Annotated in this window: 20 protein-coding genes; 16 read left to right on the top strand and 4 right to left on the bottom strand. The window is 68.8% G+C overall.

Going from position 1 to position 25,058, the window contains the following annotated elements; translation table 11 throughout:
- The first annotated feature begins 83 nt into the window (after positions 1-83).
- The 5 genes from xseB to DTS01S_RS18355 all read left to right on the top strand — a co-directional run bounded on the left by xseB (position 84) and on the right by DTS01S_RS18355 (position 5,986).
- A complete protein-coding gene (gene xseB / locus DTS01S_RS18335; RefSeq protein ID WP_016448932.1) occupies positions 84-320 on the top strand; it encodes an exodeoxyribonuclease VII small subunit in 237 nt (78 codons plus the stop codon).
- An 8-nt stretch (positions 321-328) separates the two neighbouring features.
- On the top strand, positions 329-1,279 hold the full coding sequence (locus DTS01S_RS18340; protein WP_016452491.1) for a polyprenyl synthetase family protein: 951 nt from the start codon (positions 329-331) through the stop codon (positions 1,277-1,279).
- Positions 1,280-1,482: 203 nt separating this feature from the next.
- Positions 1,483-3,363: a 1-deoxy-D-xylulose-5-phosphate synthase gene (dxs, locus tag DTS01S_RS18345; RefSeq protein ID WP_017405740.1), complete on the top strand. Its 1,881-nt coding sequence runs from the start codon at positions 1,483-1,485 to the stop codon at positions 3,361-3,363.
- A gap of 264 nt (positions 3,364-3,627) precedes the next feature.
- Positions 3,628-4,710, top strand: coding sequence for a TRAP transporter substrate-binding protein (locus tag DTS01S_RS18350; protein ID WP_016452489.1), 1,083 nt, complete (start codon positions 3,628-3,630; stop codon positions 4,708-4,710).
- A gap of 196 nt (positions 4,711-4,906) precedes the next feature.
- Positions 4,907-5,986, top strand: coding sequence for a TRAP transporter substrate-binding protein (locus tag DTS01S_RS18355; RefSeq protein ID WP_016448928.1), 1,080 nt, complete (start codon positions 4,907-4,909; stop codon positions 5,984-5,986).
- A 146-nt stretch (positions 5,987-6,132) separates the two neighbouring features.
- Here the strand turns inward: DTS01S_RS18355 and DTS01S_RS18360 are convergent, their stop codons facing one another.
- The 3 genes from DTS01S_RS18360 to DTS01S_RS18370 all read right to left on the bottom strand — a co-directional run bounded on the left by DTS01S_RS18360 (position 6,133) and on the right by DTS01S_RS18370 (position 9,958).
- The gene (locus tag DTS01S_RS18360; RefSeq protein ID WP_016448927.1) at positions 6,133-7,965 is read right to left on the bottom strand and encodes a TRAP transporter large permease; all 1,833 of its coding nucleotides are present in this window, start codon (positions 7,963-7,965) and stop codon (positions 6,133-6,135) included.
- Between the two features lie 17 nt (positions 7,966-7,982).
- Entirely contained in the window at positions 7,983-8,591 is a 609-nt protein-coding gene (locus DTS01S_RS18365) for a TRAP transporter small permease subunit (RefSeq protein ID WP_016448926.1), read from the bottom strand.
- 176 nt (positions 8,592-8,767) lie between these two features.
- Positions 8,768-9,958 carry a helix-turn-helix domain-containing protein gene (locus tag DTS01S_RS18370; RefSeq protein WP_017405738.1) on the bottom strand — a complete coding sequence of 397 codons (1,191 nt, stop codon included), beginning with the start codon at positions 9,956-9,958 and terminating at the stop codon, positions 8,768-8,770.
- 267 nt (positions 9,959-10,225) lie between these two features.
- Between DTS01S_RS18370 and DTS01S_RS18375 the strand changes: the two genes are divergently transcribed.
- The 9 genes from DTS01S_RS18375 to DTS01S_RS18415 all read left to right on the top strand — a co-directional run bounded on the left by DTS01S_RS18375 (position 10,226) and on the right by DTS01S_RS18415 (position 19,301).
- Positions 10,226-10,702, top strand: coding sequence for a (2Fe-2S)-binding protein (locus DTS01S_RS18375; protein ID WP_013803615.1), 477 nt, complete (start codon positions 10,226-10,228; stop codon positions 10,700-10,702).
- Positions 10,703-10,731: 29 nt separating this feature from the next.
- Positions 10,732-13,122, top strand: coding sequence for a xanthine dehydrogenase family protein molybdopterin-binding subunit (locus DTS01S_RS18380; RefSeq protein WP_046988109.1), 2,391 nt, complete (start codon positions 10,732-10,734; stop codon positions 13,120-13,122).
- Between the two features lie 10 nt (positions 13,123-13,132).
- A complete protein-coding gene (locus tag DTS01S_RS18385; protein WP_017407803.1) occupies positions 13,133-13,924 on the top strand; it encodes an FAD binding domain-containing protein in 792 nt (263 codons plus the stop codon).
- 8 nt (positions 13,925-13,932) lie between these two features.
- Complete coding sequence (locus DTS01S_RS18390) at positions 13,933-14,871, top strand: AAA family ATPase (RefSeq protein ID WP_017407804.1); 939 nt, start codon at positions 13,933-13,935, stop codon at positions 14,869-14,871.
- A complete protein-coding gene (locus tag DTS01S_RS18395) occupies positions 14,868-16,124 on the top strand; it encodes a vWA domain-containing protein (RefSeq protein ID WP_017407805.1) in 1,257 nt (418 codons plus the stop codon). Before DTS01S_RS18390 ends, DTS01S_RS18395 begins: the two co-directional genes overlap by 4 nt.
- A gap of 38 nt (positions 16,125-16,162) precedes the next feature.
- The gene (locus DTS01S_RS18400) at positions 16,163-16,894 is read left to right on the top strand and encodes a CoxG family protein (protein ID WP_061288281.1); all 732 of its coding nucleotides are present in this window, start codon (positions 16,163-16,165) and stop codon (positions 16,892-16,894) included.
- 129 nt (positions 16,895-17,023) lie between these two features.
- Complete coding sequence (locus DTS01S_RS18405; protein WP_017407859.1) at positions 17,024-18,094, top strand: XdhC family protein; 1,071 nt, start codon at positions 17,024-17,026, stop codon at positions 18,092-18,094.
- Positions 18,095-18,264: 170 nt separating this feature from the next.
- The gene (locus DTS01S_RS18410) at positions 18,265-18,957 is read left to right on the top strand and encodes an AzlC family ABC transporter permease (protein ID WP_016448918.1); all 693 of its coding nucleotides are present in this window, start codon (positions 18,265-18,267) and stop codon (positions 18,955-18,957) included.
- 5 nt (positions 18,958-18,962) lie between these two features.
- Positions 18,963-19,301: an AzlD domain-containing protein gene (locus DTS01S_RS18415; protein WP_017407858.1), complete on the top strand. Its 339-nt coding sequence runs from the start codon at positions 18,963-18,965 to the stop codon at positions 19,299-19,301.
- Between the two features lie 2 nt (positions 19,302-19,303).
- Here the strand turns inward: DTS01S_RS18415 and DTS01S_RS18420 are convergent, their stop codons facing one another.
- On the bottom strand, positions 19,304-19,693 hold the full coding sequence (locus DTS01S_RS18420) for a nuclear transport factor 2 family protein (protein WP_046988116.1): 390 nt from the start codon (positions 19,691-19,693) through the stop codon (positions 19,304-19,306).
- A 422-nt stretch (positions 19,694-20,115) separates the two neighbouring features.
- Between DTS01S_RS18420 and DTS01S_RS18425 the strand changes: the two genes are divergently transcribed.
- On the top strand, positions 20,116-21,723 hold the full coding sequence (locus DTS01S_RS18425; protein WP_061288283.1) for an efflux RND transporter periplasmic adaptor subunit: 1,608 nt from the start codon (positions 20,116-20,118) through the stop codon (positions 21,721-21,723).
- Between the two features lie 45 nt (positions 21,724-21,768).
- Complete coding sequence (locus DTS01S_RS18430; RefSeq protein ID WP_061288285.1) at positions 21,769-24,906, top strand: MdtB/MuxB family multidrug efflux RND transporter permease subunit; 3,138 nt, start codon at positions 21,769-21,771, stop codon at positions 24,904-24,906.
- Positions 24,907-25,058 lie beyond the last annotated feature (152 nt).

The raw sequence follows: 25,058 nt of genomic DNA on the forward strand, positions 1-25,058 counted from the left end.
CAAGGGCTGTCCGGTTATTGGCGGCGCGGTCGCGGAGGGACGCCTAGAATCGTCGGTTCCCCACAACGCACTGCCAACGCCACATGCCCAAGGCTGCCCCCAAGGCTCCCGCCGAGCCCACCAGTTACGAATCCGCGCTGCAGGAGCTGGAGCAGCTCATCGCGCAGATCGAGTCGGGCCAGCTGCCTCTGGAGCAGATGCTGGCCGGCTACCAGCGCGCGGCGCAGCTGCTCGGCTACTGCCGTGGCCAGCTCGACGCGGTGCAGGAGCAGGTCAAGGTGCTAGACGAGGGGACCCTGGCCCCTTGGAGCCAGGATTGAAGATTGCCATGAGTGCCCTGATGACTTCCGCTTCCGATGTTTCCCAGGCGCCGGGCCTTGGCGCGCTGGATTTTCCCTGCTGGATGAACGACCGCCTGGCGCGCACCGAAAGCGCGCTGTCCCAATGGGTGGGCGTGGATGCGCCGGCCGGCCTGGGCGAAGCCATGCGATACGCCGTGCTCGATGGCGGCAAGCGCCTGCGCCCGCTGCTGGTCTGGGCTGCGGCCGAGGCCGTGGCCGGCCTGCCGTCGGCCGCCGTGCGTGCCGGCTGCGCCGTGGAACTGATCCATGCCTATTCGCTGGTGCACGACGACATGCCCTGCATGGACAACGACGTGCTGCGCCGTGGCAAGCCCACGGTCCATGTGCAGTTCGGCGAGGCCTCGGCCCTGCTGGCCGGCGACGCGCTGCAGGCACTGGCCTTCGAGCTGCTCGTGCCCGCGCCCGACGAGGCTGACGGCATGCCCGATGCGCTGCAGGCACGGCTGTGCCGGCTGCTGGGCCGTGCCGCAGGCGCGCAGGGCATGGCCGGTGGCCAGGCCATTGACCTGGCCAGCGTGGGCCTGCAACTGAGCGAGGCCCAACTGCGCGAGATGCACCGCCTCAAGACCGGCGCCCTGCTGCATGCCAGCGTGCTCATGGGCGCAGCCTGCAAGGAGGGCGTGGATGCCCAGGCCTGGCAGGCGCTGTCCGACTACGGGCAGGCGCTGGGCGTGGCCTTCCAGGTGGTGGATGACATCCTCGACGTGGTGGCCGACTCGGCCACCCTGGGCAAGACGGCCGGCAAGGACGCGGCCAACGACAAGCCGACCTACGTCTCGCTGCTGGGCCTGGACCAGGCCCGCGCCCATGCCGACGAGCTGTGCGCCCTGGCGCACGCGGCGCTGGCGCGCAGCGGCCTGCCGGACACGCGGGCCCTGGCGGCACTGGCCGACATGGTCGTGAGCCGCACTCACTGACAATGAAGCACCCCCTGAGTCGCTTCGCGCCTTCCCCCTCTCTACCCGCTTCGCGGGGGAGGGGGTCGACACCCTCGCTGCGGGGCGGCCCTTGCTCGGTGTCCCTTGGTGGGGGCGCGCTACTTGCAAGGGTGGCGTTCGATGCCACAGGCAACTGATACGAAAATATGGGCGATGGTCTTGCGGCCATCAAGATATCTAGCATGACCACGAACACCTACTCCCTGCTGCAGACCATCGACGATCCCGCGGATCTGAGGCGTCTGTCGCGTGCCGAACTCAAGACCCTGGCCCAGCAGCTGCGTGCCTATGTGCTCGACAGCGTCTCCAAGACCGGCGGGCATCTGAGTTCCAACCTGGGCACGGTGGAGCTGACGGTGGCGCTGCATGCGGTGTTCGACACGCCCTACGACCGCGTGGTCTGGGACGTGGGCCACCAGACCTATCCGCACAAGATCCTCACGGGCCGGCGCGAGCGCATGGCGTCGCTGCGCCAGTTCGGCGGCCTGTCGGGCTTTCCGCAGCGCGCCGAGAGCGAGTACGACACCTTCGGCACGGCCCACTCCTCCACCAGCATCTCGGCCGCCCTGGGCATGGCCCTGGCCGCCAAGCAAAAGGGCGAGGACCGCCGCGCCATCGCCGTCATCGGCGACGGCGCTATGACGGCTGGCATGGCCTTCGAGGCGCTGAACAACGCCGGCGTGACCGATGCCAACCTGCTGGTCATCCTCAACGACAACGACATGAGCATCAGCCCGCCCGTGGGCGCGCTCAACCGCTACCTGGCCCAGCTCATGAGCGGGCAGTTCTACGCCAAGGCGCGCGACATGGGCAAGAGCGTGCTCAAGCAGGTGCCGCCGCTTCTGGAGCTGGCCAAGCGGCTGGAGCAGCAGGCCAAGGGCATGGTCGTGCCGGCCACGCTGTTCGAGAACTTCGGCTTCAACTACATCGGCCCCATCGACGGGCATGACCTGGACTCGCTGATCCCCACGCTGGAGAACATCAAGAGCCTCAAGGGCCCGCAGTTCCTGCACGTGGTCACGAAGAAGGGCCAGGGCTACAAGCTGGCCGAGGCCGACCCCGTGGCCTACCACGGCCCCGGCAAGTTCGACCCCAGCGTGGGCCTGGTCAAGCCGGCCACGCCCCCGAAGCAGACCTTCACCCAGGTCTTCGGCCAGTGGCTGTGCGACATGGCGGACAAGGACCAGCGCCTGGTGGGCATCACCCCCGCCATGCGCGAGGGCTCGGGCATGGTGGAATTCCACAAGCGCTTTCCGGGCCGCTACTACGACGTGGGCATTGCCGAGCAGCATGCCGTCACCTTCGCGGCCGGCATGGCCTGCGAGGGGCTCAAGCCCGTGGTCGCCATCTACTCGACCTTCCTGCAGCGCGCCTACGACCAGCTGATCCATGACGTGGCGCTGCAAAAACTGCCCGTGGTCTTTGCGCTGGACCGTGCGGGCCTGGTCGGCGCCGACGGCGCCACGCATGCCGGTGCCTACGACATCGCCTTCGTGCGCTGCGTCCCCCACATGAGCATGGCCTGCCCGGCCGACGAGCGCGAATGCCGCCAACTGCTCACCACGGCCTACGAGCAGGACCATCCTGTGGCCGTGCGCTACCCGCGTGGGGCGGGCGTGGGCGTGGCCCCGCTGGAGAGCCTGCAGGGCCTGCCCTTCGGCAAGGGCGAGGTGCGCCGCGAATCGGCGGCGAAGAAGGTCGCCATCCTGGCCTTCGGCACCCTGCTGTATCCCGCGCTGACCGCAGCCGAGGCGCTGGACGCCACCGTGGTCAACATGCGCTGGGCCAAGCCGCTGGACGAGGAACTGCTGCGCCAGGTGGCCTCCACGCACGAGCTCATCGTCACCGTGGAAGAGGGCTGCATCATGGGTGGCGCAGGCAGCGCCGTGGCCGAGTCGCTGCAGGCTGCCGGCATCACGCGACAGCTGCTGCAGCTGGGCCTGCCCGACGAGTTCATCGAGCACGGCGATCCCGCCAGGCTGCTGGCCCTGCAGGGGCTGGACGCGGCCGGCATCGAGGCGTCGGTGCGCGCCCACCTGGCGCCCGAGCGCGCCGTGGCCTGAAGATGGGACGGGCCTGTGCCCCGCGATGGGGCGCATCGCGCATGCCGAGCAGGACTACGCGGGGGAAAACCCCGTCCGCGCTTGCTTTGCGGCGTTTTTAGAATCGATACCACCTGATACAGTGTGAATGCACGTGCGAACGTGCGTTTTTTTTGCCGCCGGGCCCCCAAGGCAGAAGCGGCCCCTCGGAGGGGCAGCGGACCTTGCGCAGCAAGGGGTGGTGGTGGCTTTTTCTGACTGACAACACATCGCGGAGAGACATTCATGGACCGTCGTTCGATCATCAAACATGCGGGAATCGCCGGCGTGCTGGCTGTGGGAGCCGCACCCGCAGTCCACGCCCAGGAGGCGGTCCGCTGGCGTCTGGCCGCGAGCTTTCCCAAGTCGCTGGACACCATCTTCGGCTCGGCCGAAATGTTCTCCAAGACGCTCAAGGCGATGTCGGGCGGCAAGTTCGAAGTCTCGGTGCATGCGGCCGGTGAGCTGATGCCCGCCTTCGGCGTGGTCGATGGCATCCAGAACGGCACCATCGAGATGGCGCTGACGGCGCCCTACTACTTCACCGGCAAGGACTACATCTTCGCCTTCGGCTGCGCCGTGCCCTTCGGCCTGACGGCGCGCCAGATGGATGCCTGGATGGAGCACGGCGGCGGCCGCAAGCTCATGGACGAGTTCTATGCCCAGTACAACATCAAGAGCCAGAGCGCAGGCAACACGGGCACCCAGATGGGCGGCTGGTTCCGCAAGGAGATCAAGTCGGTGGCCGATCTCAAGGGCCTGAAGATGCGCCTGGGCGGAGGCCTGTTCGGCGACGCCATGCTCAAGCTCGGCGTGGTTGCGCAGAACATGCCCGTGGGCGAGGTCTACCAGGCGCTTGAAAAGGGCACGCTGGATGCCGTGGAATTCGTGGGTCCGTACGACGACCAGAAGCTGGGCTTCAACAAGGTCGCTCCCTACTACTACTACCCCGGCTGGTGGGAAGGCGGCGCCGAGCTGGAGTTCTTCATCAACACCAAGGCGTATGCGGCCCTGTCGCCCGAGTACAAGGCCATGGTCGATGCGGCCTGCAACGTGGCGGCACGCGACATGACGGCCAAGTACGACGCCAACAACCCCGTGGCGCTCAAGAAGCTGGTGGCCGACAAGACCCAGCTCAAGGCCTTCCCCAAGGACTTCATGGATGCCGGCTACAAGGCCGTCATGGAGATCATGGCCGAGCATGACGCCAAGTCGCCCATGTTCAAGAAGATCAACCAGAGCCTGCGCACCTTCCAGCGCGACCAGCTGCTGTGGGAGCGCTTCTCGGAGTTCCGCTACAACAGCTACATGACCACGGCCAAGCTGTAAGCAGGTCTGCAGCCAGCAGCACGCACAAGGACGGTCCATGCCTTCCACGCCTGCAGGCCAAGCCCGCGTCCCCTCTGCGAAATGCAGCGGGGACGGCGGGCTTTTTTGTTCCGATGATGTATGTGGGCCGAGCTGCCAAGAGCAGTCCGGCCTTTTTTGAATGCTCTCAAGCAGAGCGAATCAGGAGGAGACAGAGATGGACAGAAGAAAAGCACTCAAGCACGCCGGTCTGGCCGGCGTATTGACTGCCGCAGCGGCGCCAGCCGTTCATGCGCAGGCGGCGGTGCGCTGGCGCCTGGCGTCCAGCTTTCCGCGTTCGCTGGACACCATCTACGGCTCTGCCGAGGTGTTTTCCAAGGCGATCAAGGAAATGTCGGGCGGCAAGTTCGAGGTGTCGGTGCATGCGGCCGGCGAGCTGATGCCCGCCTTCGGCGTGGTCGATGGCGTGCAAAACGGCACGGTGGAGATCGCGCACACGGCGCCCTACTACTTCTTCGGCAAGAACGAGGCCTTTGCCATCGGCGGCGCCATTCCGTTCGGCATGAACTCGCGCCAGCTCACGGCCTGGAACGTGGACGGCAACGGCGGCAAGCTGATGCGCGAGTTCTATGCCGAATACGGCATCGTCAACTTCCTGGGCGGCAACACCGGCGCCCAGATGGGGGGCTGGTTCCGCAAGGAGGTCAAGACGACCGAGGACATCAAGGGCCTGAAGTTCCGCATCGGCGGCTTCGCGGGCCGGATCATCGAGCGCATGGGCGGCGTGCCCCAGAACATCCCGGGTGGCGAAATCTACCAGGCGCTGGAAAAGGGCACCATCGATGCGGCCGAATGGATCGGCCCCTATGACGACCTCAAGCTGGGCTTCAACAAGGTCGCGCCGTTCTACTACTACCCCGGCTGGTGGGAAGGCAGCCTGAACCTCGAGTTCTACGTGAACCAGAAGGCGCTGGCCGCGCTGACGCCCGAGCAGCGCGCCATGGTGCAGGCCGCCTCGCACGAGGCCCATGTGGTCACCCAGGCCCGCTATGACGCGCGCAATCCCGGCGCGCTCAAGCAACTGGTGGCCAGCAAGGCCAAGGTGCTGGCCTTCCCGCAGACCGTGCTCGATGCTTCCTACAAGACCACCATGGCGGTCTATGCGGAGCTGGCCGAGAAAAACCCTGCATGGAAGAAGATCTACAGCGACTACCGCAACTTCCAGCGCGACGAGGTGCTGTGGTTCCGCTTCGCCGAGGCGCGCTACGACGCCTTCATGTCGGCGCAGAAGCTGTGAAGTCGCGGCGCCCTCGGGCGTCATGCGCGAAAGCCGGGCACTGCCCGGCTTTTTTCATGCGCGCAGGGGACCGGCGCACGCCGGGGTCCGAACGAAAAAAGGCCCCGCGGTTGCGGGGCCTTTGCTGTCCTTGAGGGAGCCTGCGATCAGCTGCCGGACTTGCTCTCGCCCGGCGTGGCCGGCTGCTCGCGCTGCAGCTGGTCCTGCAGCGCCTTGAGCGCATCGTCCTCACCGCCCGCCGGGGCCGAGGGCTCGCCAGGGGTGCCCTCGGGTGCGGGGGGCTGGTTCGCGCCGTCGCCGTTGAACATGGGGTCGTTGAAGTCGATGGCCTCGGGCATGGATGCCTCCATCTCCTGGCGCACCTTGTCCAGGTCGTACTCCACCTTCTTGTCCAGCCCGCTGGAGACGATGCCGGGGAAGATGATGATCAGGGCCACCATGACCAGCTGGATCAGCAGGAAGGGGATGGCGCCCGCATAGATCTGCATGGTGGTCACGGGCTCGGTCATCTTCTTGGTGACCTTGTCCACGTAGGCCTTGGCCGGGGCCACGCTGCGCAGGAAGAACAGCGCGAAGCCGAAGGGCGGGTGCATGAACGAGGTCTGCATGTTCACGGCCAGCAGCACGCCGAACCAGACCAGGTCGATGCCCAGCTTGTCGGCCACGGGGGCCAGCAGCGGCACGACGATGAAGGACAGCTCGAAGAAGTCCAGGAAGAAGGCCAGCACGAAGATCATGATGTTGACCACGATCAGGAAGCCGATCTCGCCGCCGGGCAGGGACACCAGCAGCTCCTCCACCCACTTGGGGCCGTCCACGCCCTGGAAGGTCAGGCCGAACATGGTCGCGCCGATCAGGATGAACATCACGAAGCACGACAGCTTGGTGGTGGACATCAGCGCCTGCTTGAGCAGGTCCATGCTCAGGCGGCCGCGCACGAAGGCCATGACGGCCGCGCCCAGCGCGCCCATGGCGCCGCCTTCGGTGGGGGTTGCCACGCCCAGGAAGATGGTGCCCAGCACCAGGAAGATCAGCAGCAGCGGCGGGATCAGCACGAAGGTCACGCGCTCGGCCATGCGGCTGAGCAGGTGCAGGCCCGTGAGCTTGTTGAACATGGCGGCGATGAAGGCCAGCGCCACGCCGAAGCACATGGACACCACGATGGTCTCGTCCAGAGCGACCTTCTCCACCACATCGCCGGACCACCAGGTGTGCAGCTGGGGCATGTACTGGGCGACCACCATCGAGGCCGCCACGCACAGCACGGTCAGCACCAGGGTGGAGGGCAGGCCGGAGTTGCCATTGGGCTCGCGCAGCGTGCGCGCCTCGGGCGGCAGGGCGGGCACCATGGCGGGCTTGAAGATGGCCAGCACGACGATGAACAGCGCATAGAAGCCCGTCAGCATCAGGCCAGGCAGGAAGGCGCCCTTGTACATGTCGCCCACGCTGCGGCCCAGCTGGTCGGCCAGCACGATCAGCACCAGGGATGGCGGAATGATCTGCGCCAGCGTGCCCGAGGCCGCGATCACGCCCGAGGCGACCCGGCGGTCATAGCCGTAGCGCATCATGATGGGCAGGGAGATCAGGCCCATGGAGATCACCGATGCCGCGACCACGCCCGTGGTCGCCGCCAGCAGCGCGCCCACGAAGATCACCGCGAAGGCCACGCCGCCGCGCACGGGGCCGAAGAGCTGGCCCACGGTCTCCAGCAGGTCCTCGGCCATGCCGCTTCGCTCCAGTATCAGCCCCATGAGGGTGAAGAACGGTATGGCCAGCATCGTCTCGTTCTGCATGATGCCGAAGATGCGCAGCGGAAGGGCCTGCAGCAGGGCTTCGGGCAGCACGCCCAGTTCGATGCCGACAAAGGCGAAGAACAGTCCGCAGGCGCCCAGGCTGAATGCCACGGGAAAACCCACGAGCAGGAAAAGTATCAGCCCCGCGAACATGATCGGGGCCAGGTTGTGGATCACGAATTCCATGATGTCTGTTTCCCCGATCAGGCGCCTTGCCCGCTTTTGTCCTTGGCTCCTGCCAGCCCGCGCAGGGCTTCGGCCAGGTCTTGCTCTGCGGTCTTCTCGCCCTTCTTGGCCGTGGGATCGTCGATCAGGCCCTTCAGGAAGGCGATGCGCTTGATCAGCTCCGACATGCCCTGCAGCAGCAGCAGCCCGAAGCCCAGGGGAATCATCAGGTAGACGGGCCAGCGCACCAGGCCGCCTGCATTGCCCGACATCTCGCCGGTCTGGATGGCCTGGATCACGAACGGCGTGCCGAACCACAGGATGGCCAGCGCCATGGGGGTCAGGAAAAAGACGAAGCCGAAGATGTCGATCCAGATCTGCGTGCGCTTGGACAGGCGGCTGGCGATCACATCCACCTTCACGTGCTCGCCCTGCAGCAGCGTGTAGCCGGCGGCCAGCAGGAAGGAGGCGGCGAACAGGTACCACTGCACTTCGAGGTAGGCGTTCGAGCTGGTGTGCAACACCTTGCGCACGATGGCATTGATGCCGCTGATGACCGTCGAGGCCAGGATCAGCCAGATAAGGCATCGCCCGACCAGGCTGTTGAGCCAGTCGACCCCTCTTGAGAATTTGAGCAAAGCCTGCATGGTGTCTCCAAAAAGTAGGCTGTATTGGGTCCGTCGCCGTACGCCGGCCTGTAGGCCGGCGCGCAGCGCTCTTGTCGGCGCATGGACCAAAGCCGTCGATTCTACGGAGACCCGAACGCCGCAGGCGGCCTGCTCCCCCTAAAAGAAATCCGTGTGAACCCGAGGAAACGTCCCGTTCAGGTTGTCGCGCGGGGCCTGCGGGCGCCCAGTTTTCGGTACATCGTGGCCCGGCTGATGCCCAGCGCGCGGGCGGCCCGGGTCACATTGCCCTGGGCATCCTGCAGGGCCTGCTCGATCAGCACGCCCTCGCTGGCGCGCAGCGGGCTGGCCTGGGCGGCGGCAGCGAGTGCCGCCGTGCCCAGCGCAGGCAGCAGCTGGCGCAGCTGGGGCCCGGGCTGCACCAGTGCCTGCAGCCGCAGGCCCGACCACAGCGGCAGGCGCAGCGGTTCGTTGGGGCGCTGGCGCGCATGCTCCACCAGCGCCGTCCAGGGCATGGCCAGCAGTTCGCTGCAGTGCAGCGGCTGGCTCGGCTGCGCCAGCGGCTGGGGCACCAGCTGGCGCGCCAGGGTATTGCTGCCCGCCACATGCCCTTCGGCGTCCACGGCCAGCAGGCCTTCGCCCTCCTGACCCAGAGGCCCGCCGGGCCAGTTCAGGTGCAGCAGCAGCGCGTGGGGCAGGGCGCGCAGCAGCCGGTCCTCGATGGCGCGGGCGCAGCGCAGCGCCAGGTGCATCAGCTCGGGCCGCTCGGGCACGTCCACGCCCGTGATGTCCAGCATGCCCAGGCAGCGGCCGTCCGGGGCGTACAGCGGTGCGCCCGCGCAGCTGTAGTGGCGGTTGGCCTCGAAGAAATGCTCGGCCCGGTGCAGCCAGACGGGGCCGTGCTCGGCCAGGGCCGCACCGATGGCGGTGGTGCCCACGCCCTGCTCGGACAGGTCCACGCCCACACGGGCGATGGCCTGCACGCGGATGTCGCTGCGGTCCAGCGGCCCCTGCACGTCCAGCACGGTGCCGTGCGCATCGGTCAGCAGGCTGAAGTAGCGCATGGCGCCCACGGCGCCCACCAGCTGGGTCATCACGGGGTGCGCCGCCTGCAGCAGCGCCTCGTGGCCGTCACGTGCCTGGCGCAGCGCATGCGGCCCCAGCGCTTCGTAGACCACGCGCTCGCCCGGGCGGCGGCCTGCCGCCAGGCAGCGCTGCCAGGAGCGCCACAGCCAGGGCGCGATGCCGGCAGGGGTGGCGGGCAGAGTGGCAGGCGGCATGCCGGCCAGCGCCTGCTCGCCGAAGGCCAGGCTGCGGGCCCGGGCGATCTGCGCGTGGCGCGGATCGGCGGGGCAGGGCTGCGCGGCGTCGGGGCTCAGGGCGAACATGGGGCGGGGACTCCTGTGGCTGGCTGGCAAGGTATTGCGAACGGGCTGGCAGGCGGGCACGGTCGAAGCTGGGGGCGCAGGCGCAAGCGGTGCGGGCTGCGGCTGCGGTGACGACTGTGTCATTTTGAGAATATCCGCGCCGCCCGGCCCGGGCTTGCGGGTCAACCCTAGAACGGGCGCCTGCGGGCAGGGCGACCATGGCAGGCGAGGTTTCCGGCGTTCCCCCACGTTCCAGATCACCGCCGAACACAGGCAGGAGACAGCACGATGAATGTCCAGCTCACCGTCAACGGGCGCGCGCAGCGCATCGACGTTCCACCCAACACCTTGCTCGTGCATGCGCTGCGCGAGCACCTGCGCCTGACCGGCACGCATGTGGGCTGCGACACCAGCCAGTGCGGGGCCTGCACCGTCATCGTCGACGGCCACGCCGTCAAGTCCTGCGCCATGCTGGCCGTGCAGGCCGAAGGCTGCGAGGTGCGCACCATCGAAGGGCTGGCGGATATCGACGGCGGCCTGCATCCCATGCAGGCGGCCTTCAAGGAGTGCCACGGCCTGCAATGCGGCTTTTGCACGCCGGGCATGGTCATGAGCGCCGTGGACCTGTGCCAGCGCCAGCCGTGCGCGGGCGATCGCGAGATCCGCGAGGCGCTGGAGGGCAACCTGTGCCGCTGCACGGGCTACCAGAACATCGTGGCCGCCGTGAAAAAGGGCAGCCAGGCCATGGCAGGGCCTGCGGCCTGAGCGCCGCAGGTCACCACAAGGAGACAGCCATGGGTGCATCCGACTTTTCCAAGCTCCCCCACATCGGCGAGCCCGTCAAGCGCAAGGAGGACTACCGCTTCCTCACGGGCGCGGGCCAGTACACCGACGACATCGCGCTGGCCGCCCAGGCCCATGCGGTGTTCGTGCGCTCGCCGCACGCGCATGCGCGTGTGCGCTCCGTGTCCACCGACGCGGCCAGGGCCGCGCCCGGCGTCATCGGCGTGCTCACGGGCGCCGACGTGGCGGCCGACAAGATCAACGGCCTGCCCTGCGGCTGGCTGATCACCAGCACCAACGGCGAGCCCATGAAGGAGCCGCCGCATCCCATCCTGGCGCTGGACACCGTGCGCTACGTGGGCGACCAGGTCGCCATGGTCGTGGCCGAGACGCTGGAGCAGGCGCGCGACGCGGCCGAGCTGGTGGAGGTGGACTACGACCCGCTGCCCGCCGTGGTGCTGGTGGCCGACGCGGCGGCCGGCAGCGTGCCCGGCGCGGTGGTGCACGACATCGCCCCCGACAACCACTGCTACAAATGGGCCATCGGCGACAAGGCCGCCGTGGATGCCGTGTTCGCCGGTGCCGCCCACATCGCCCAGCTGGACCTGGTCAACAACCGCCTGGTTCCCAACGCCATGGAGCCGCGCGCGGCCATCGGCAGCTACAGCCGCGCCAATGACGAGTACACGCTGTACGTGGCCAACCAGAACCCGCACGTCGAGCGGCTGCTGATGACGGCCTTCGTCATGGGCCTGCCCGAGCACAAGGTGCGCGTGATCGCGCCCGACGTGGGCGGCGGATTCGGCTCCAAGATCTTCCTGTATGCCGAGGATGTCTGCCTGACCTGGGGTGCGCGAAAGCTCAACCGCAACATCAAGTGGACGGCCGACCGCAGCGAGTCCTTCCTCACCGACGCCCATGGCCGCGACCACGTCAGCCATGCCGAGATGGCCATGGACGCCAGCGGCAAGTTCCTGGCCATGCGCGTGCACACGGATGCCAACCTGGGCGCCTACCTGAGCACCTTCGCCAGCGCCGTGCCCACCATCCTCTATGCCACCTTGCTGGCCGGCCAGTACGCCACGCCCCAGGTCTATGTGGAAGTCGATGCCTGGTTCACCCACACCGCGCCCGTCGATGCCTACCGGGGCGCGGGCCGGCCCGAGGCCACCTACCTGCTGGAGCGCCTGGTCAGCCGCTGCGCCTGGCAGCTGAACCTGTCCCAGGCCGAGATACGGCGGCGCAACTTCGTCACCAGCTTCCCCTACCAGACGCCCGTGGCCCTGCAGTACGACGTGGGCGACTACGGCGCCTGCATGGACAAGGCCGAGGCCCTGGCCGACGTGGCCGGCTTTGCCGCGCGCCGTGCCGACAGCGAGGCGCGGGGCCTCAGGCGCGGCCTGGGCTACAGCAGCTACATCGAGGCCTGCGGCCTGGCGCCCAGCAACATCGCGGGCGCCCTGGGCGCGCGGGCAGGCTTGTTCGAATGCGGCGAGGTGCGCGTGCACCCCACGGGCAGCGTCACCGTGTTCACGGGCTCGCACAGCCACGGCCAGGGGCACGAGACCACCTTTGCCCAGGTGGTGGCCGCGCGCCTGGGAATACCCGTGGAGAACGTGGACATCGTCCACGGCGACACGGGCCGCGTGCCGTTCGGCATGGGCACTTACGGATCACGCTCCATCAGCGTGGGCGGCGCGGCCATCATGAAGGCGCTGGACAAGATCGAGGCCAAGGCCAAGAAGATCGCGGCCCACCTGATGGAGGCCAGCGACGCCGACATCGACTTCGCGGGCGGCGAGTTCACGGTGCGAGGCACGGACAAGAAAATCCCCTTCGCCCAGATCGCGCTCACCGCCTATGTGCCGCACAACTACCCGCTGGACAAGCTGGAGCCCGGCCTCAACGAAACCGCCTTCTACGACCCCACCAACTTCACCTTTCCCGCAGGCACCTACATCTGCGAGGTCGAGGTGGACCCGGCCACGGGCGTGGTGCGCGTGGACCGCTTCAGCGCCGTGGACGACTTCGGCACCATCATCAATCCCATGATCGTCGAGGGCCAGGTGCACGGCGGCGTGGCCCAGGGCATAGGCCAGGCGCTGCTGGAAAACTGCGTCTACGACCGCGAGACCGGCCAGCTGCTCACCGGCAGCTTCATGGACTACGCCATGCCGCGCGCCGACGATTTCCCCGAATTCAAGCTCGGCACCGTCTGCACGCCCTGCACGCACAACCCGCTGGGCACCAAGGGCTGCGGCGAGGCGGGGGCCATAGGCTCGCCGCCCGCCGTCATCAATGCCGTGCTTGACGCACTGCATCCCCTGGGTGTCAGGGACCTGGACATGCCGGCCAGCCCGCACCGTGTCTGGTCGGCCATCGACGCCGCAGCCACCTCCTGAGGAGAGCGCCATGTACGCATTCACCTATGAAGCCCCTGGCACCACGGCCGACGCCGCTGCCCTGGCCGCCCAGGGCGGCCAGTACCTGGCCGGAGGCCAAAGCCTGCTGCCATCGATGCGCCTGCGCCTGGCGCGGCCCGAACAGATCGTGGACCTGAACCGCGTCCAGGGCCTGGCCGGCATCGCCGTCAACGGCCAGACCGTGGAAATCCGCGCCATGACACGCCACGCCGACGTGGCCGCCAACCCGCAGGTCCAGGCCGCCATCCCGGCCCTGGCCGAGCTGGCCGGCGGCATCGGCGACCGCCAGGTGCGTGCGCGCGGCACCATCGGCGGTTCGCTGGCCAACAACGACCCCGCTGCCTGCTACCCCAGCGCCGTGCTGGGCCTGGGCGCCACTGTCGTCACCGACCGGCGCGAGATCGCGGCCGACGACTTCTTCCAGGGCATGTACACCACGGCGCTGGGCAGCGGCGAGCTGATCACGGCCGTGCGCTTTCCCGTGCCGAGGAAGGCCGCCTACCTCAAGTTCAAGCAGCCCGCCTCGCGCTTCGCCCTGGTGGGCGTCTTCGTCGCCCAGACCGACAGCGGCGTGCGCGTGGCCATCACGGGCGCCGGGCTCAGCGTGTTCCGCCATGCGGGGCTGGAGGCCGCGCTCAACCAGAGCTTCACGCCCGACGCGGCCGCCCAGGTGCTGATCGACCATGCCGACCTCAACAGCGACCTGCATGCCAGCGCGCGCTACCGGGCGCAGTTGATCAGCGTGCAGACGCAGCGTGCGGTATCGCAGATGCTGGGGTGACACGGCGGATGCCTTCCGAGCAAGCCATTGCCTCCATAGACGCCCTGGTCGCCGCGCTGCAGGCCGAAGGCTATTTCGCCGACCGGCGCCTGGCCACGGCCGTCTTCCTGGCCCTGCGGCTGCAGCGGCCGCTGCTGCTGGAGGGCGAGCCCGGCGTGGGCAAGACCGCGCTGGCCCAGGCGCTGGCGCGCGTGCTGGAGCGCCGCCTGATCCGGCTGCAGTGCTATGACGGCATGGAGCAGCGCGAGGCGCTGTATGAATGGAACTACGCGGCCCAGCTGCTGCACCTGCGCGCGGCCGAGCTGGCCTCGGCGCAGCCCGCGGCCGCACCGCAGCAGGACCGACTGCAGCGCGCCGAGCAGGAGGTCTACCAGGAGCGCTACCTGGTAAGCCGCCCGCTGCTGCAGGCCCTGCAGCAGCCCGAGCCCGGCGCCGTGCTGCTGATCGACGAGATCGACCGCGCCGACGAGCCCTTCGAGGCCTTCCTGCTCGAATACCTGGGCGAGTACCAGGTCAGCATCCCCGAGCTGGGCACGGTGGCGGCACGCGTGCCGCCCGTGACCGTGCTCACCAGCAACCGCACGCGCGACCTGCACGACGCCGTCAAGCGCCGCTGCCTCTACCACTGGCTGGACTATCCCGGGCGCGAGCGCGAGCTGGCCATCGTGCGCGCCCTGGTACCTGGGGCCGGGCAGGTCCTGACGGCCCAGGTGGCGAGCTTCGTGGGGCGGCTGCGCAGCCAGCCCTTTGCCGACGCCTTCCAGCGCGTGCCCGGCATTGCCGAAAGCGTGGAATGGGCCAAGGCCCTGGTGGCGCTGGACACCCTGGTGGTCGATCCCGAAGTCGTGCACGACACGGCCGGCATCCTCTTCAAGCAGCGCGAGGACGTGGCCGCGCTCACGCCCGAGCGGCTGCAGCAACTGCTGGCGCCGGAGCCCGCGCCGTGACGGCTGGTGCAGCCGGTGCCGCCGGTGCCGCCGATGGGGGCGAGCGCACCAGCTGGCTGGGCGATGCGCGCAGCGGCAAGCTCGCAGGCAACCTGGTCGGCTTTGCGCGTGCGCTGCGCCGCGCGGGCGTGCCCGTGGATGGCGGGCGCATGGCGCTGGCCCAGCAGGCCCTGTCCCTTGTCGGCCTGGCGCGCGAGGACATGGCCGCAGCGCTGGAGGCCGTATTTGTGAGCAACGCCCAGGACCGCGCCGTGTTCCGCGAACTGTTCGACGCCTACTTCCGCAATCCCGATGTGGCCCGGCAACTGCTGGCCCAGTTGCTGCCGCAGGCGCCCCGGCCGTCCGCGCCGCGCCACCGCCCGCGCGTGCAGGAAGCCCTGTCGCCCCGCCAGGCAGGCGAGGGCAGGGCCGCCGTCGATGAAGAGCTGAAGCTGGACGCTGCCATGACGGCCAGCGAGCGCCACCGCCTGCGCCATGCCGACTTCAACCAGCTCAGCGCCAGCGAATACCTGCTGGTGCAGCGCCTGGCCCGGGACATTGCCCTTCCCTTGCCCCGCTACCGCAGCCGCCGCACGCGCACCGGCCAGCGCGGCGCGGTGCCCGACTGGGCTGCCAGCCTGCGTGCGGCATCGCGCCACGGCGGCGAAATGCTGCAGCTGCTGCGGCGCGAACGGCGGCGCCTGCCGCTGCCCTGGCTGGCCCTGGTCGATGTCTCGGGCTCCATGGAGCGCTATGCGCGGCTGCTGCTGGCCTTCCTGCACGCGGCCACCAGCACGCAGCGCCATGCGGGCCTGCGCCGCCAGGTCTTCAGCTTCGGCACCGAGCTGCGCGACCTGGGCCCGGCCTTTGCCCAGGCCGATACCGACGCCATGCTCGAGCGCGCCAACGCCGCCATTGCCGACTTTGGCGGCGGCACGCGCCTGGGCAGCAGCCTGGGCGAACTGCGCCGCCTGCATGCGCGCCACCAGGTTTCAGGCCTGGTGGGCCGGCGCACCCTGGTGCTCATCATCAGCGACGGCCTGGACACCGGCGATGCCGCCGAGCTGGACCGCGAACTGGCCTGGCTGCGCCGCCACAGCGCGCGGCTGCTGTGGCTCAACCCGCTGCTGCGCTTTGACGGGTATGCCCCACTGGCCCAGGGGGCGGCCGTGCTGCATCGTCATGCCCATGCCATGCTTGCGGTACACAACCTGGAATCGCTGCAGCAACTGGCCGTTCACCTGGCGCGGCTGCTGGCGGCGCCAGGCCGCTGAGCCGCTTGCGGCCACCCCCATCGCAGAAAGGAATTGCCATGGAAATGCAAGCCAGCCGTTCCCTCGCCGTCAGCCAGCAGCAGGCCTGGGAGGCGCTCAACGATCCCGAAACGCTCAAGGCCTGCCTGGCCGGCTGCGACCGCTTCGAACCCCAGGGCGATGACCAGTACGCCGTGGGCATGGCGGTCAAGGTGGGGCCGGTATCGGCCAAGTTCAGCGGCAAGGTCACGCTGTCCGACATCACGCCGCCCGAGCGCTACCGCATCGCCTTTGAAGGCCAGGGCGGCGTGGCCGGCTTCGGCAAGGGCGAGGCCGACGTCACCCTCACCCCCGAGCCCGCTGACGCCGCAGGCCAGCCGCGCTGCCTGCTCAGCTACAGCGTGCAGGCCCAGGTCGGCGGCAAGATCGCCCAGCTGGGCCAGCGGCTGATCGACGGCGCCGCCCGCAACATGGCCGACGACTTCTTCGCGCGCTTCGACACGCTGATGCAGCAGCGCCACCCGCGCGCGGCGGCAGCGCCTGCCGATGCAGGCGACACCGCCGACCTGTCCCACCTGCCTGCCGGCCTGGCCGATGAAACCGGCCACATCGAGCCCACCGTGGACGCCCAGGCCTGGGAGCACGACGCCGCAGCCGGCGTGGCCACGCCGCTGGATGCCGCACCGGCCACCGAGGCCGAGGAACGCTCGCGCCGCGCCATCCCGCTGTGGTGCTGGGGGCTGGCCATCGTCGTCGTCCTGGGTGCCGGCTGGCTGCTTTCGCGGTACTGAGTCCTTGCGCCGACCCACGGCTTTTTCCACCCACCCTGAACGATGCGCGCTGGCGCAGCACAATAGCCGCCGAAAAACGCCAGGCGCCCAGCTGCACAGGCAAGCCAGGTGCCGGCGTGGAGATTTGCAATGGAAAACCTGGATGTTCATGTTCTGCGCCACCTCGCGCAATGGCGCGCTCAGGGCGAGCGCGCGCTGCTGGCCACGGTGGTGCGTACCTGGGGCTCGTCGCCCCGGCCCATCGGCTCCATCATGGCGCTGGGGGCCTCGGGCGCCGTGGTCGGCTCCGTGTCCGGCGGCTGCATCGAGGACGACCTGATCGCCCGCTACAGCCACGCCTCGGACGCCGACGCCCTGAGCGACGGCGCGCCCCGGCTGCTGCGCTACGGCGTCAGCGCCGACGAGGCCCACCGCTTCGGCCTGCCCTGCGGCGGCACGCTGGAGCTGCTGCTCGAATTCAATCCCGACGCTGCTGCGCTGCAGCAACTCGTGCAATGGCTGGACGAAGGCCGCATGGTGCGGCGCACCGTGGACAAGGCCACGGGCCAGGTCGCCCAGCAGGTCAGCGACGCGCCCGAGCCGCTGGTGCATGACGGGCAGCAGGTCGCCAACAGCTTCGGCCCCGAGTACCGCATGCTGCTCATCGGCGCAGGCCAGCTGTCCGAATACCTGGCCACCATGGCGCTGTTCAACGGCTTTGCGGTCACCGTCTGCGACCCGCGCGAGGAATACAGCCGCCACTGGAGCGTGGCCGGCGTGCAGCTGTCGCGCGAGATGCCCGATGACCTTGTGCGCACCATGCGCGCCGATGCGCGCACCTGCATCATCGGCCTCACGCACGACCCCAAGCTCGACGACCTGGCCCTCATGGAAGCCCTGGAATCCCCGGCCTTCTACGTCGGCGCCATCGGCTCGCGCCGCAACACCGCGCTGCGCCTGCAGCGCCTGAGCGAGCACTTCGGCCTGGGCGACGCGCAACTGGTGCGCCTGCGCGGCCCCATCGGCCTGTACATAGGCAGCAAGACGCCTCCCGAAATCGCCGTCAGCATCATGGCCGAGGTCCTGGCCGCCAAGAACGGCGTGGCCCTGCCACGCGGCATGACCGTGGAAGAAGGCAAGCTTGCCGCCGCCCAGCCCCCGCAGCCGCTGGAGGATGACGGGCCCGAGGGCATCACGCCCCTGGTGTGCGGGGTGGGTTAGACGGGGCGCCGCAGGCGGGTGGCATGGGGCTGCAGTGACGGGAGTTGAGGCGCTATATTGATCGATCTTCTTTCATAGAGGGAGGCGATCATGTGTTTGGCTGGGAATGAGGCCGGCTTGCCCGGCACGATTGTCGGCAATCCTGTGGCGAAAGGGTTCGGAGGCGCGGCGTGAGCGGCGCTCGTCCGCTGGCTGCCGGCCTGACGGCCAGCCTCTCCGTGGCGACGGGCTATCTGCCGATTGCTTTTTCCTTTGGCGTGGCGGCCGTTCAGGCGGGTCTTGCTCCATCCATTGCGGTGCTGGCTTCCGTGCTGGTCTATGCCGGAGCCAGCCAGTTCCTGCTGATTTCGTTGTTGGCTTCGGGAGCCGGGCTGTGGACCGCTTTGCCCACGGTGCTGTTGATGAATGCGCGGCATGTGCTGTATGGCCCGGCCCTGCAGGTGGTGCTGGGGCCGCGGCAGCGCCTGGCCACGCCCTGGTTGGCCTTTGGCCTGACCGACGAGGTGTTTGCCACCGCCATGAGCAAGATGCAGGGCGTGCCAGAGGCCGAGCGCGAGCACTGGTTTCTGGGCCTGCAACTTGGCGCCTACGCGGCCTGGGTGGGCGGCACGGTGATGGGGGTGACGCTGGTGGGCGAGGTGGATCGGTGGCCGGCAGCCGTCCGCGAGGCGCTGGCCTTCGTTCTGCCGGCATTGTTCTTTGCGCTGCTGCTGGAGGCGGGGGTGCTGCGCTGGTGGCGTGCGGTGCTCACGGCCGCCGTGGTCGCTGCGGTGCTGGTTTGCTTCATTCCGGGCTACCACGCCCTGGCGCTGGCGATCCTGTGCGGTGCGCTGGCGCATGCGGCCACGGCCGATAGGGGCTGATCACCATGTCGTACACATTCTGGATCTTGCTGTTGTGCGGTGCCGGCACCTTTGGCCTGCGCTGGTTGCCGTTGTGGCAGGCACGCCGCAGAGGGCACTCTGCACGGGCGTCCCCGCAGGTGCAGAGGTGGCTGGCGGGTGTCGGGCCCGCCGCCATCGCTGCCCTGTTCGTGGTGTCAACCTGGGGGCTGTTGGTCAGCGATGTCCGCTGGGGGCGGGTGGCCGTGATCTCCGTGGCTTTGCTGGCCATCTGCCTCGCACGCCTGGTGCGTGGAGGCATTGCCATGCCGACCTTGGCTGGTGCGCTGACCTACGGCCTGCTGGCTCATGTCAAGCCCTGGTGATGTCAGTGCGGCTGGGCATGGAAGGCCTTGTTGGCAATCTTCCAGCCGGCCTCGGTCTTGAGCAGCACGAAGTAGTCGATGAAGGTGATGGCGCCGTGCACCAGGGTGATCTTGGCGCTGGCCGCCGTGCCGCCGATGTCGATGGCGTCGATGCTGCGGCGGCGCGTGGCCTCGTCGGCGGCGGGCTGGCCCTTGAAGCGGGCGCAGTAGGTGTCGATGTCCCAGGAGGTCAGCGGGCCTTCGCGCACGCTTTCGATGCGGGCGGTGGGCATGAAGGCGGCGCGCATGTGGGCGCTGTCGTCCTCGGCATGGCCGCGCATGTACAGCTCCAGCGGCACGCGCACGGCGGCTTCTTCGGGGTGGTCGGTCAGGCGTGGGTTGGCAGTCGTCATGGTGTTCTCCTGGGACGGATGGATGGCGGCCTGCGCTTGCAGGCCGGCGGCCGCGCATCGTAGCCACAAGCGCGGGGTGCAGTCCAACGGGATGCCAGGCGCGACCTGCGCCGGGTTGGAGTGCAATGCCTTGTTTTCAATGGACTTTTCGGCCGATGCGCCCCGCATTGGCCGTGCCTGAGTCAACAGTGTTGTGAGCGCCGTGCCCTGTCTGAGGCCCTGCCGACGGGTGGCCGACCTGTTTCCGAAAACGCTCTGGCCAGGGCGGGTAAAGCCGGGGTAAAGCGGGGGTAATGCCTGCGTAAAACGGCGATCTGCCTCGTTTTGGAGAGCATGGGACTGGCTACCATAGCCGCATCCGCCGCCGTGCCCCGTTCCGGGGCCGGGCCCACGGCTTCCTCCCACGATTTCCCGCAGTGACCATGAAACGCCTGTCCAGCAGCCCCCTTGTTGCAGATGCCCACGGCGTACGCCAATGTGGCCGGATACGGGCTGCCCTGATGTGGGGCGTGGTGGCATTGGCCCTGGTCGCGGGGGGCGGGCTGTGGTGGTGGAACAAGCGGGCGCCGGCGCAGGGCGAGCAGGCCTCGGCCGGTGCGCCCGGCCCGGGTGGCGGGCGTGCGGGAGGCGGCCGGCGCGGCCCCGGCGGCCCGGGTGGACCTGGCGGCCCCGGCGCCATGGGTGCCCAGGCGCAGCCGGTGTCCGTGGGCGTGGTGGAGCGGCGCGACATGCGCGTGCTGATCAGCGCCATCGGCACCATGAACCCGCGCGCCACGGCCGTGGTGCGCGCCAAGGTGTCGGGCGAGTTGCTGCGCCTGCATTTCAAGGAAGGCGACGAGGTCAAGGCCGGCCAGCTGCTGGCCGAGATCGATCCGCGCAGCTTCCAGGCCAGCTTCAACCAGATCCAGGGCACGCTGCAGCGCGACCAGGCGCTGCTCAAGAACGCCCAGCTGGACCTGCAGCGCTACAAGGAGCTGCAGGCCCAGGATTCCATTGCCGGCCAGCAGGTCGATACCCAGGCTGCGCTGGTGCGCCAGTACCAGGGCACGGTGGCCGCCGACCAGGCCCAGGCCGATGCGGCCAAGCTGCAACTGAGCTACACGCGCATCACGGCGCCCATTGCGGGCCGGCTGGGCCTGCGCCAGGCCGACCGGGGCAATGTGGTCAACCCTTCGGATGCCAACGGCATCGTCACCATCACCCAGGTCAAGCCCATCGACGCGGTGTTCTCCGTGCCCGAGGCCCATGTGGGCACGCTGGCACGGCGCCTGGCCGAGGGCCGCGAGCTGCCCGTGGAGCTGTGGGACCGGGACCTCAAGCAGCAGCTGGGGCGCGGCCGGCTGAATGCGGTGGACAACAGCATCGACATCGCCACCGGCACCATCAAGGCCAAGGCCGCCTTCGACAATGCCGAGGGCCGGCTGTTCGCCAACCAGTTCGTCAACGTCAGGCTGGAAGTGGACCGGCTGGAGCAGGCGCTGACCGTGCCGACCACGGCCGTGCAGAACAACTACGTCTATCTGGTCCAGGAGGATGGCACGGTGACGCAGCGGCGCATCACCGTGGGCGTGACCGATGGCGACCGGGTGAGCGTCAAGGGCGAACTCAAGCCTGGCGAGCAGGTGGTGGTCGATGGCATTGACCGCCTGCGCGAAGGCGCCAAGGTCACGGTGATCGAGCCCGACAAGGTGCAGAAGGTGGACCAGGCCGTGCAGGACGCCTCCAGCCAGCCGCGCGGCATGCGCAATCTGCCGCCCGATGTGCGCGCCAAGCTGGCGACCATGAACCCCGACGAGCGCAAGGCCTACCTGCAGAAGCTGCGCGCCGAGCGCGGTGGGCAGCGCAATGGCGGCAATGGCGGTGGCAACAGTGGCGGCAGCAATGGCGCCGGCAGCGGCGCACCGACCGCCGAAGGTTCCGCGCCGGCATCCCAGGCACCTGCGCCGTCACCGGGCTCGCCCCAGCCATCGCCCGGCCCGGCGTCTGCCGCTCCGGCGGCTCCAGCGGCTCCCGCTCCTGCCGGGCGCTGAGCAGCGCCCGGCACCTGAAGACCGCAAGCCCTTCCAGGCGGCCCCATGAATCTTTCCCGCATCTTCATCCTGCGACCCGTCGCCACCTCGCTGCTGATGGTGGCGGTGCTGATCGCCGGCCTGCTGGCCTACCGGCTGCTGCCGATCTCGGCCCTGCCCGAGGTGGACTACCCCACCATCCAGGTCACCACGCTGTACCCGGGCGCCAGCCCCGACGTGATGACCTCCAACGTCACCGCGCCGCTGGAGCGCCAGCTCGGCCAGATGCCGGGGCTGTCGCAGATGTCGTCCACCAGTTCGGGCGGCGCCTCGGTGATCACGCTGCGCTTTGCGCTGGACATGGCCATGGACGTGGCCGAGCAGCAGGTGCAGGCCGCCATCAACGCGGGTGCCAACCTGCTGCCCAGCGACCTGCCCATGCCCCCGCTGTACAGCAAGGTCAATCCGGCGGATGCGCCCATCCTCACGCTGGCCATCACCTCGCCCTCGCTGCCGGTGATCCGCGTCAATGACCTGGTGGAAAACCGCCTGGCGCCCAAGCTCTCGCAGGTCAACGGCGTGGGACTGGTGGCGATTGCGGGCGGGCGCCGGCCCGCCGTGCGCATCCAGGCCAACCCGACGGCGCTGGCCGGCCTGGGCATGACGCTGGACGATGTGCGCACCGCCATCGCCGCCGCCAACGTCAAGCAGGCCAAGGGCGGCTTCGACGGCCCGGCGCGCGCCTCCACCATCGATGCCAACGACCAGCTGCAGTCGGCGGCCGAGTACCGCAACCTCATCATCGCCTTCAAGAACGGCCTGCCCGTGCGCCTGTCCGACATCGCCCAGACCGTGGACGATGCCGAGAACACGCGCCTGGCCGCCTGGGCCGGCACGCCCGAGGGTGGCTCGCGCGCGGGCGTGATCCTCAACATCCGGCGCCAGCCCGGCGCCAACGTGATCGAGACGGTGGACCGCATCAAGGCGCTGCTGCCCCAGCTCAAGGAGACCCTACCGGCCTCGCTGGACGTGCAGGTGCTGACCGACCGCACGGTGACCATCCGCGCCTCGGTCAACGACATGCAGCTGGAGCTGATGCTGGCCATCGCCCTGGTGGTGGCGGTGATCTTCGTTTTCCTGCGCAGCGCCTCGGCCACGCTGATACCGAGCTTTGCCGTGCCGCTGTCGCTGATCGGCACCTTCGGCGTGATGTACCTGGCCGGTTTTTCCATCAACAACCTCACGCTGATGGCGCTGACGATCTCCACCGGCTTCGTGGTGGACGATGCCATCGTGATGATCGAGAACATCGCGCGCTTCGTGGAAAAGGGCGAGCCGCCCATGCAGGCCGCGCTCAAGGGCGCCAGGCAGATCGGCTTCACCATCATCTCGCTGACGATTTCGCTGATCGCCGTGCTGATCCCGCTGCTGTTCATGGGCGACGTGGTGGGGCGGCTGTTCCACGAGTTCGCCATCACCATGGCGGTGGCCATCCTGATCTCGGCCGTGGTCTCGCTGACGCTCACGCCCATGCTGTGCGCGCGGCTGCTGCGCCACCAGCCCGAAGGGGCCCAGGAAGAACGGCATGGCCGCCTGTACCACGCCACGGGCCGCTTCTTCGACCGCACCATCGCCGGCTACGGCCGCATCCTCACCTGGGTGCTGGACCGCCGGGGCCTGACATGGATCGTCTTCCTGGCCACGCTGGCCGTGACCGTGCTGCTGTACTTCGCCGTGCCCAAGGGCTTCTTCCCGGACCAGGACACGGGCACCATCCAGGCCACGACCGAGGCCGACCAGTCCATCTCGTTTGCCGCCATGGCCGAGCGCCAGCAGGCCCTTGCCGAGCTGCTGCTCAAGGACCCGGCCGTGCAGAGCATCTCGTCCTTCATCGGCGTCGATGGCAGCAACACCACGCTGAACACGGGCCGGCTGCTGATCGACCTCAAGCCCCATGGCCAGCGCGATGGCGTGCCCGCCGTGCTGCGCCGCCTGTCCGACGATGCGCTGCAGATCCCGGGCATACGCCTGTATGCCCAGCCCGTGCAGGACCTGACCATCGAGGACCGCGTGGCGCGCACCCAGTACCAGCTGCTGATGTCCTCGCCCGACATGGCGCAGCTGGCCAAGAGCACCCAGGCCCTGGTCGAGCGCATGCACGACCTGCCCGAGCTGGTGGACGTGGGCAGCGACCTGCAGGACCAGGGCCTGCAGGCCTTCGTGCAGATCGACCGGGCCCAGGCCAGCCGGCTGGGCGTGACGGTCTCGGCCATCGACACGGCGCTGTACAACGCCTTCGGCCAGCGGCTGATCTCCACCATCTTCACGCAGTCCAACCAGTACCGCGTGGTGCTGGAGGTGGCGCCGCAGTTCAAGGTCGGGCCCGAGGCGCTGCAGTCCATCTACGTGGCCTCCAGCGCGGGCGCGCCCGTGCCGCTGTCCTCGGTGGCCACGGTCAGCGAGCGGCCCATGGCCCTGGCCGTGAACCATGTGGGCCAGCTGCCCGCCGCCACCATCTCGTTCAACACCGCGCCCGGCGTGTCGCTGGGCCATGCCGTCAAGGCCGTGCAGGACCTGATGGCCCAGCTGCGCACGGAGGGCCATATGCCGCTGTCGGTGGACGCCGCCTTCCAGGGCGCGGCCCTGGCCTTCCAGGCCTCGCTGTCCAACACGCTGCTGCTGGTGCTGGCGGCGGTGATCACCATGTACATCGTGCTGGGCGTGCTCTATGAGAGCACCATCCACCCGGTGACCATCCTGTCCACGCTGCCCTCGGCCGGCGTGGGCGCGTTGCTGGCCCTGCTGCTGGCGGGGCTGGACCTGGACATCATCGCCATCATCGGCATCGTGCTGCTGATCGGCATCGTCAAAAAGAACGCGATCATGATGATCGACTTCGCGCTGGAGGCGCAGCGCGAGGAGGGGCATACGCCGCGCGAGGCCATCTACCAGGCCTGCCTGCTGCGGTTCCGGCCTATCCTGATGACGACCTTGGCGGCTTTGCTGGGGGCCTTGCCGTTGATGCTGGGGACGGGGGTGGGCAGTGAGTTGCGGCATCCGTTGGGGGTGACGTTGGTGGGGGGCTTGCTGGTGAGTCAGTTGCTGACTCTGTTCACTACGCCTGTGATCTATCTGACTTTTGAAGGGTGGGCGCAGAGGTGGCGGGATCGTCGGGGTGCTTCTTCGGAGCAGGCCCATGCTTGAGCTTGATCTGCGCTTTTGGCTGGCGCCGCTGGCCGGGGTTCGGCCCGGCGGCCGACCTACTTTCTTGTCGCGCGACAAGAAAGTAGGCAAAGAAGCGCGCCCCCACTGCCCACGACCCTTCGCTTCGCTGCGGGCAACCTGCGTTGGGCGCG

Origin of the sequence: Delftia tsuruhatensis NBRC 16741 (genome assembly GCF_001571325.1) — a bacterium.
Taxonomy (GTDB): domain Bacteria; phylum Pseudomonadota; class Gammaproteobacteria; order Burkholderiales; family Burkholderiaceae_C; genus Comamonas; species Comamonas tsuruhatensis.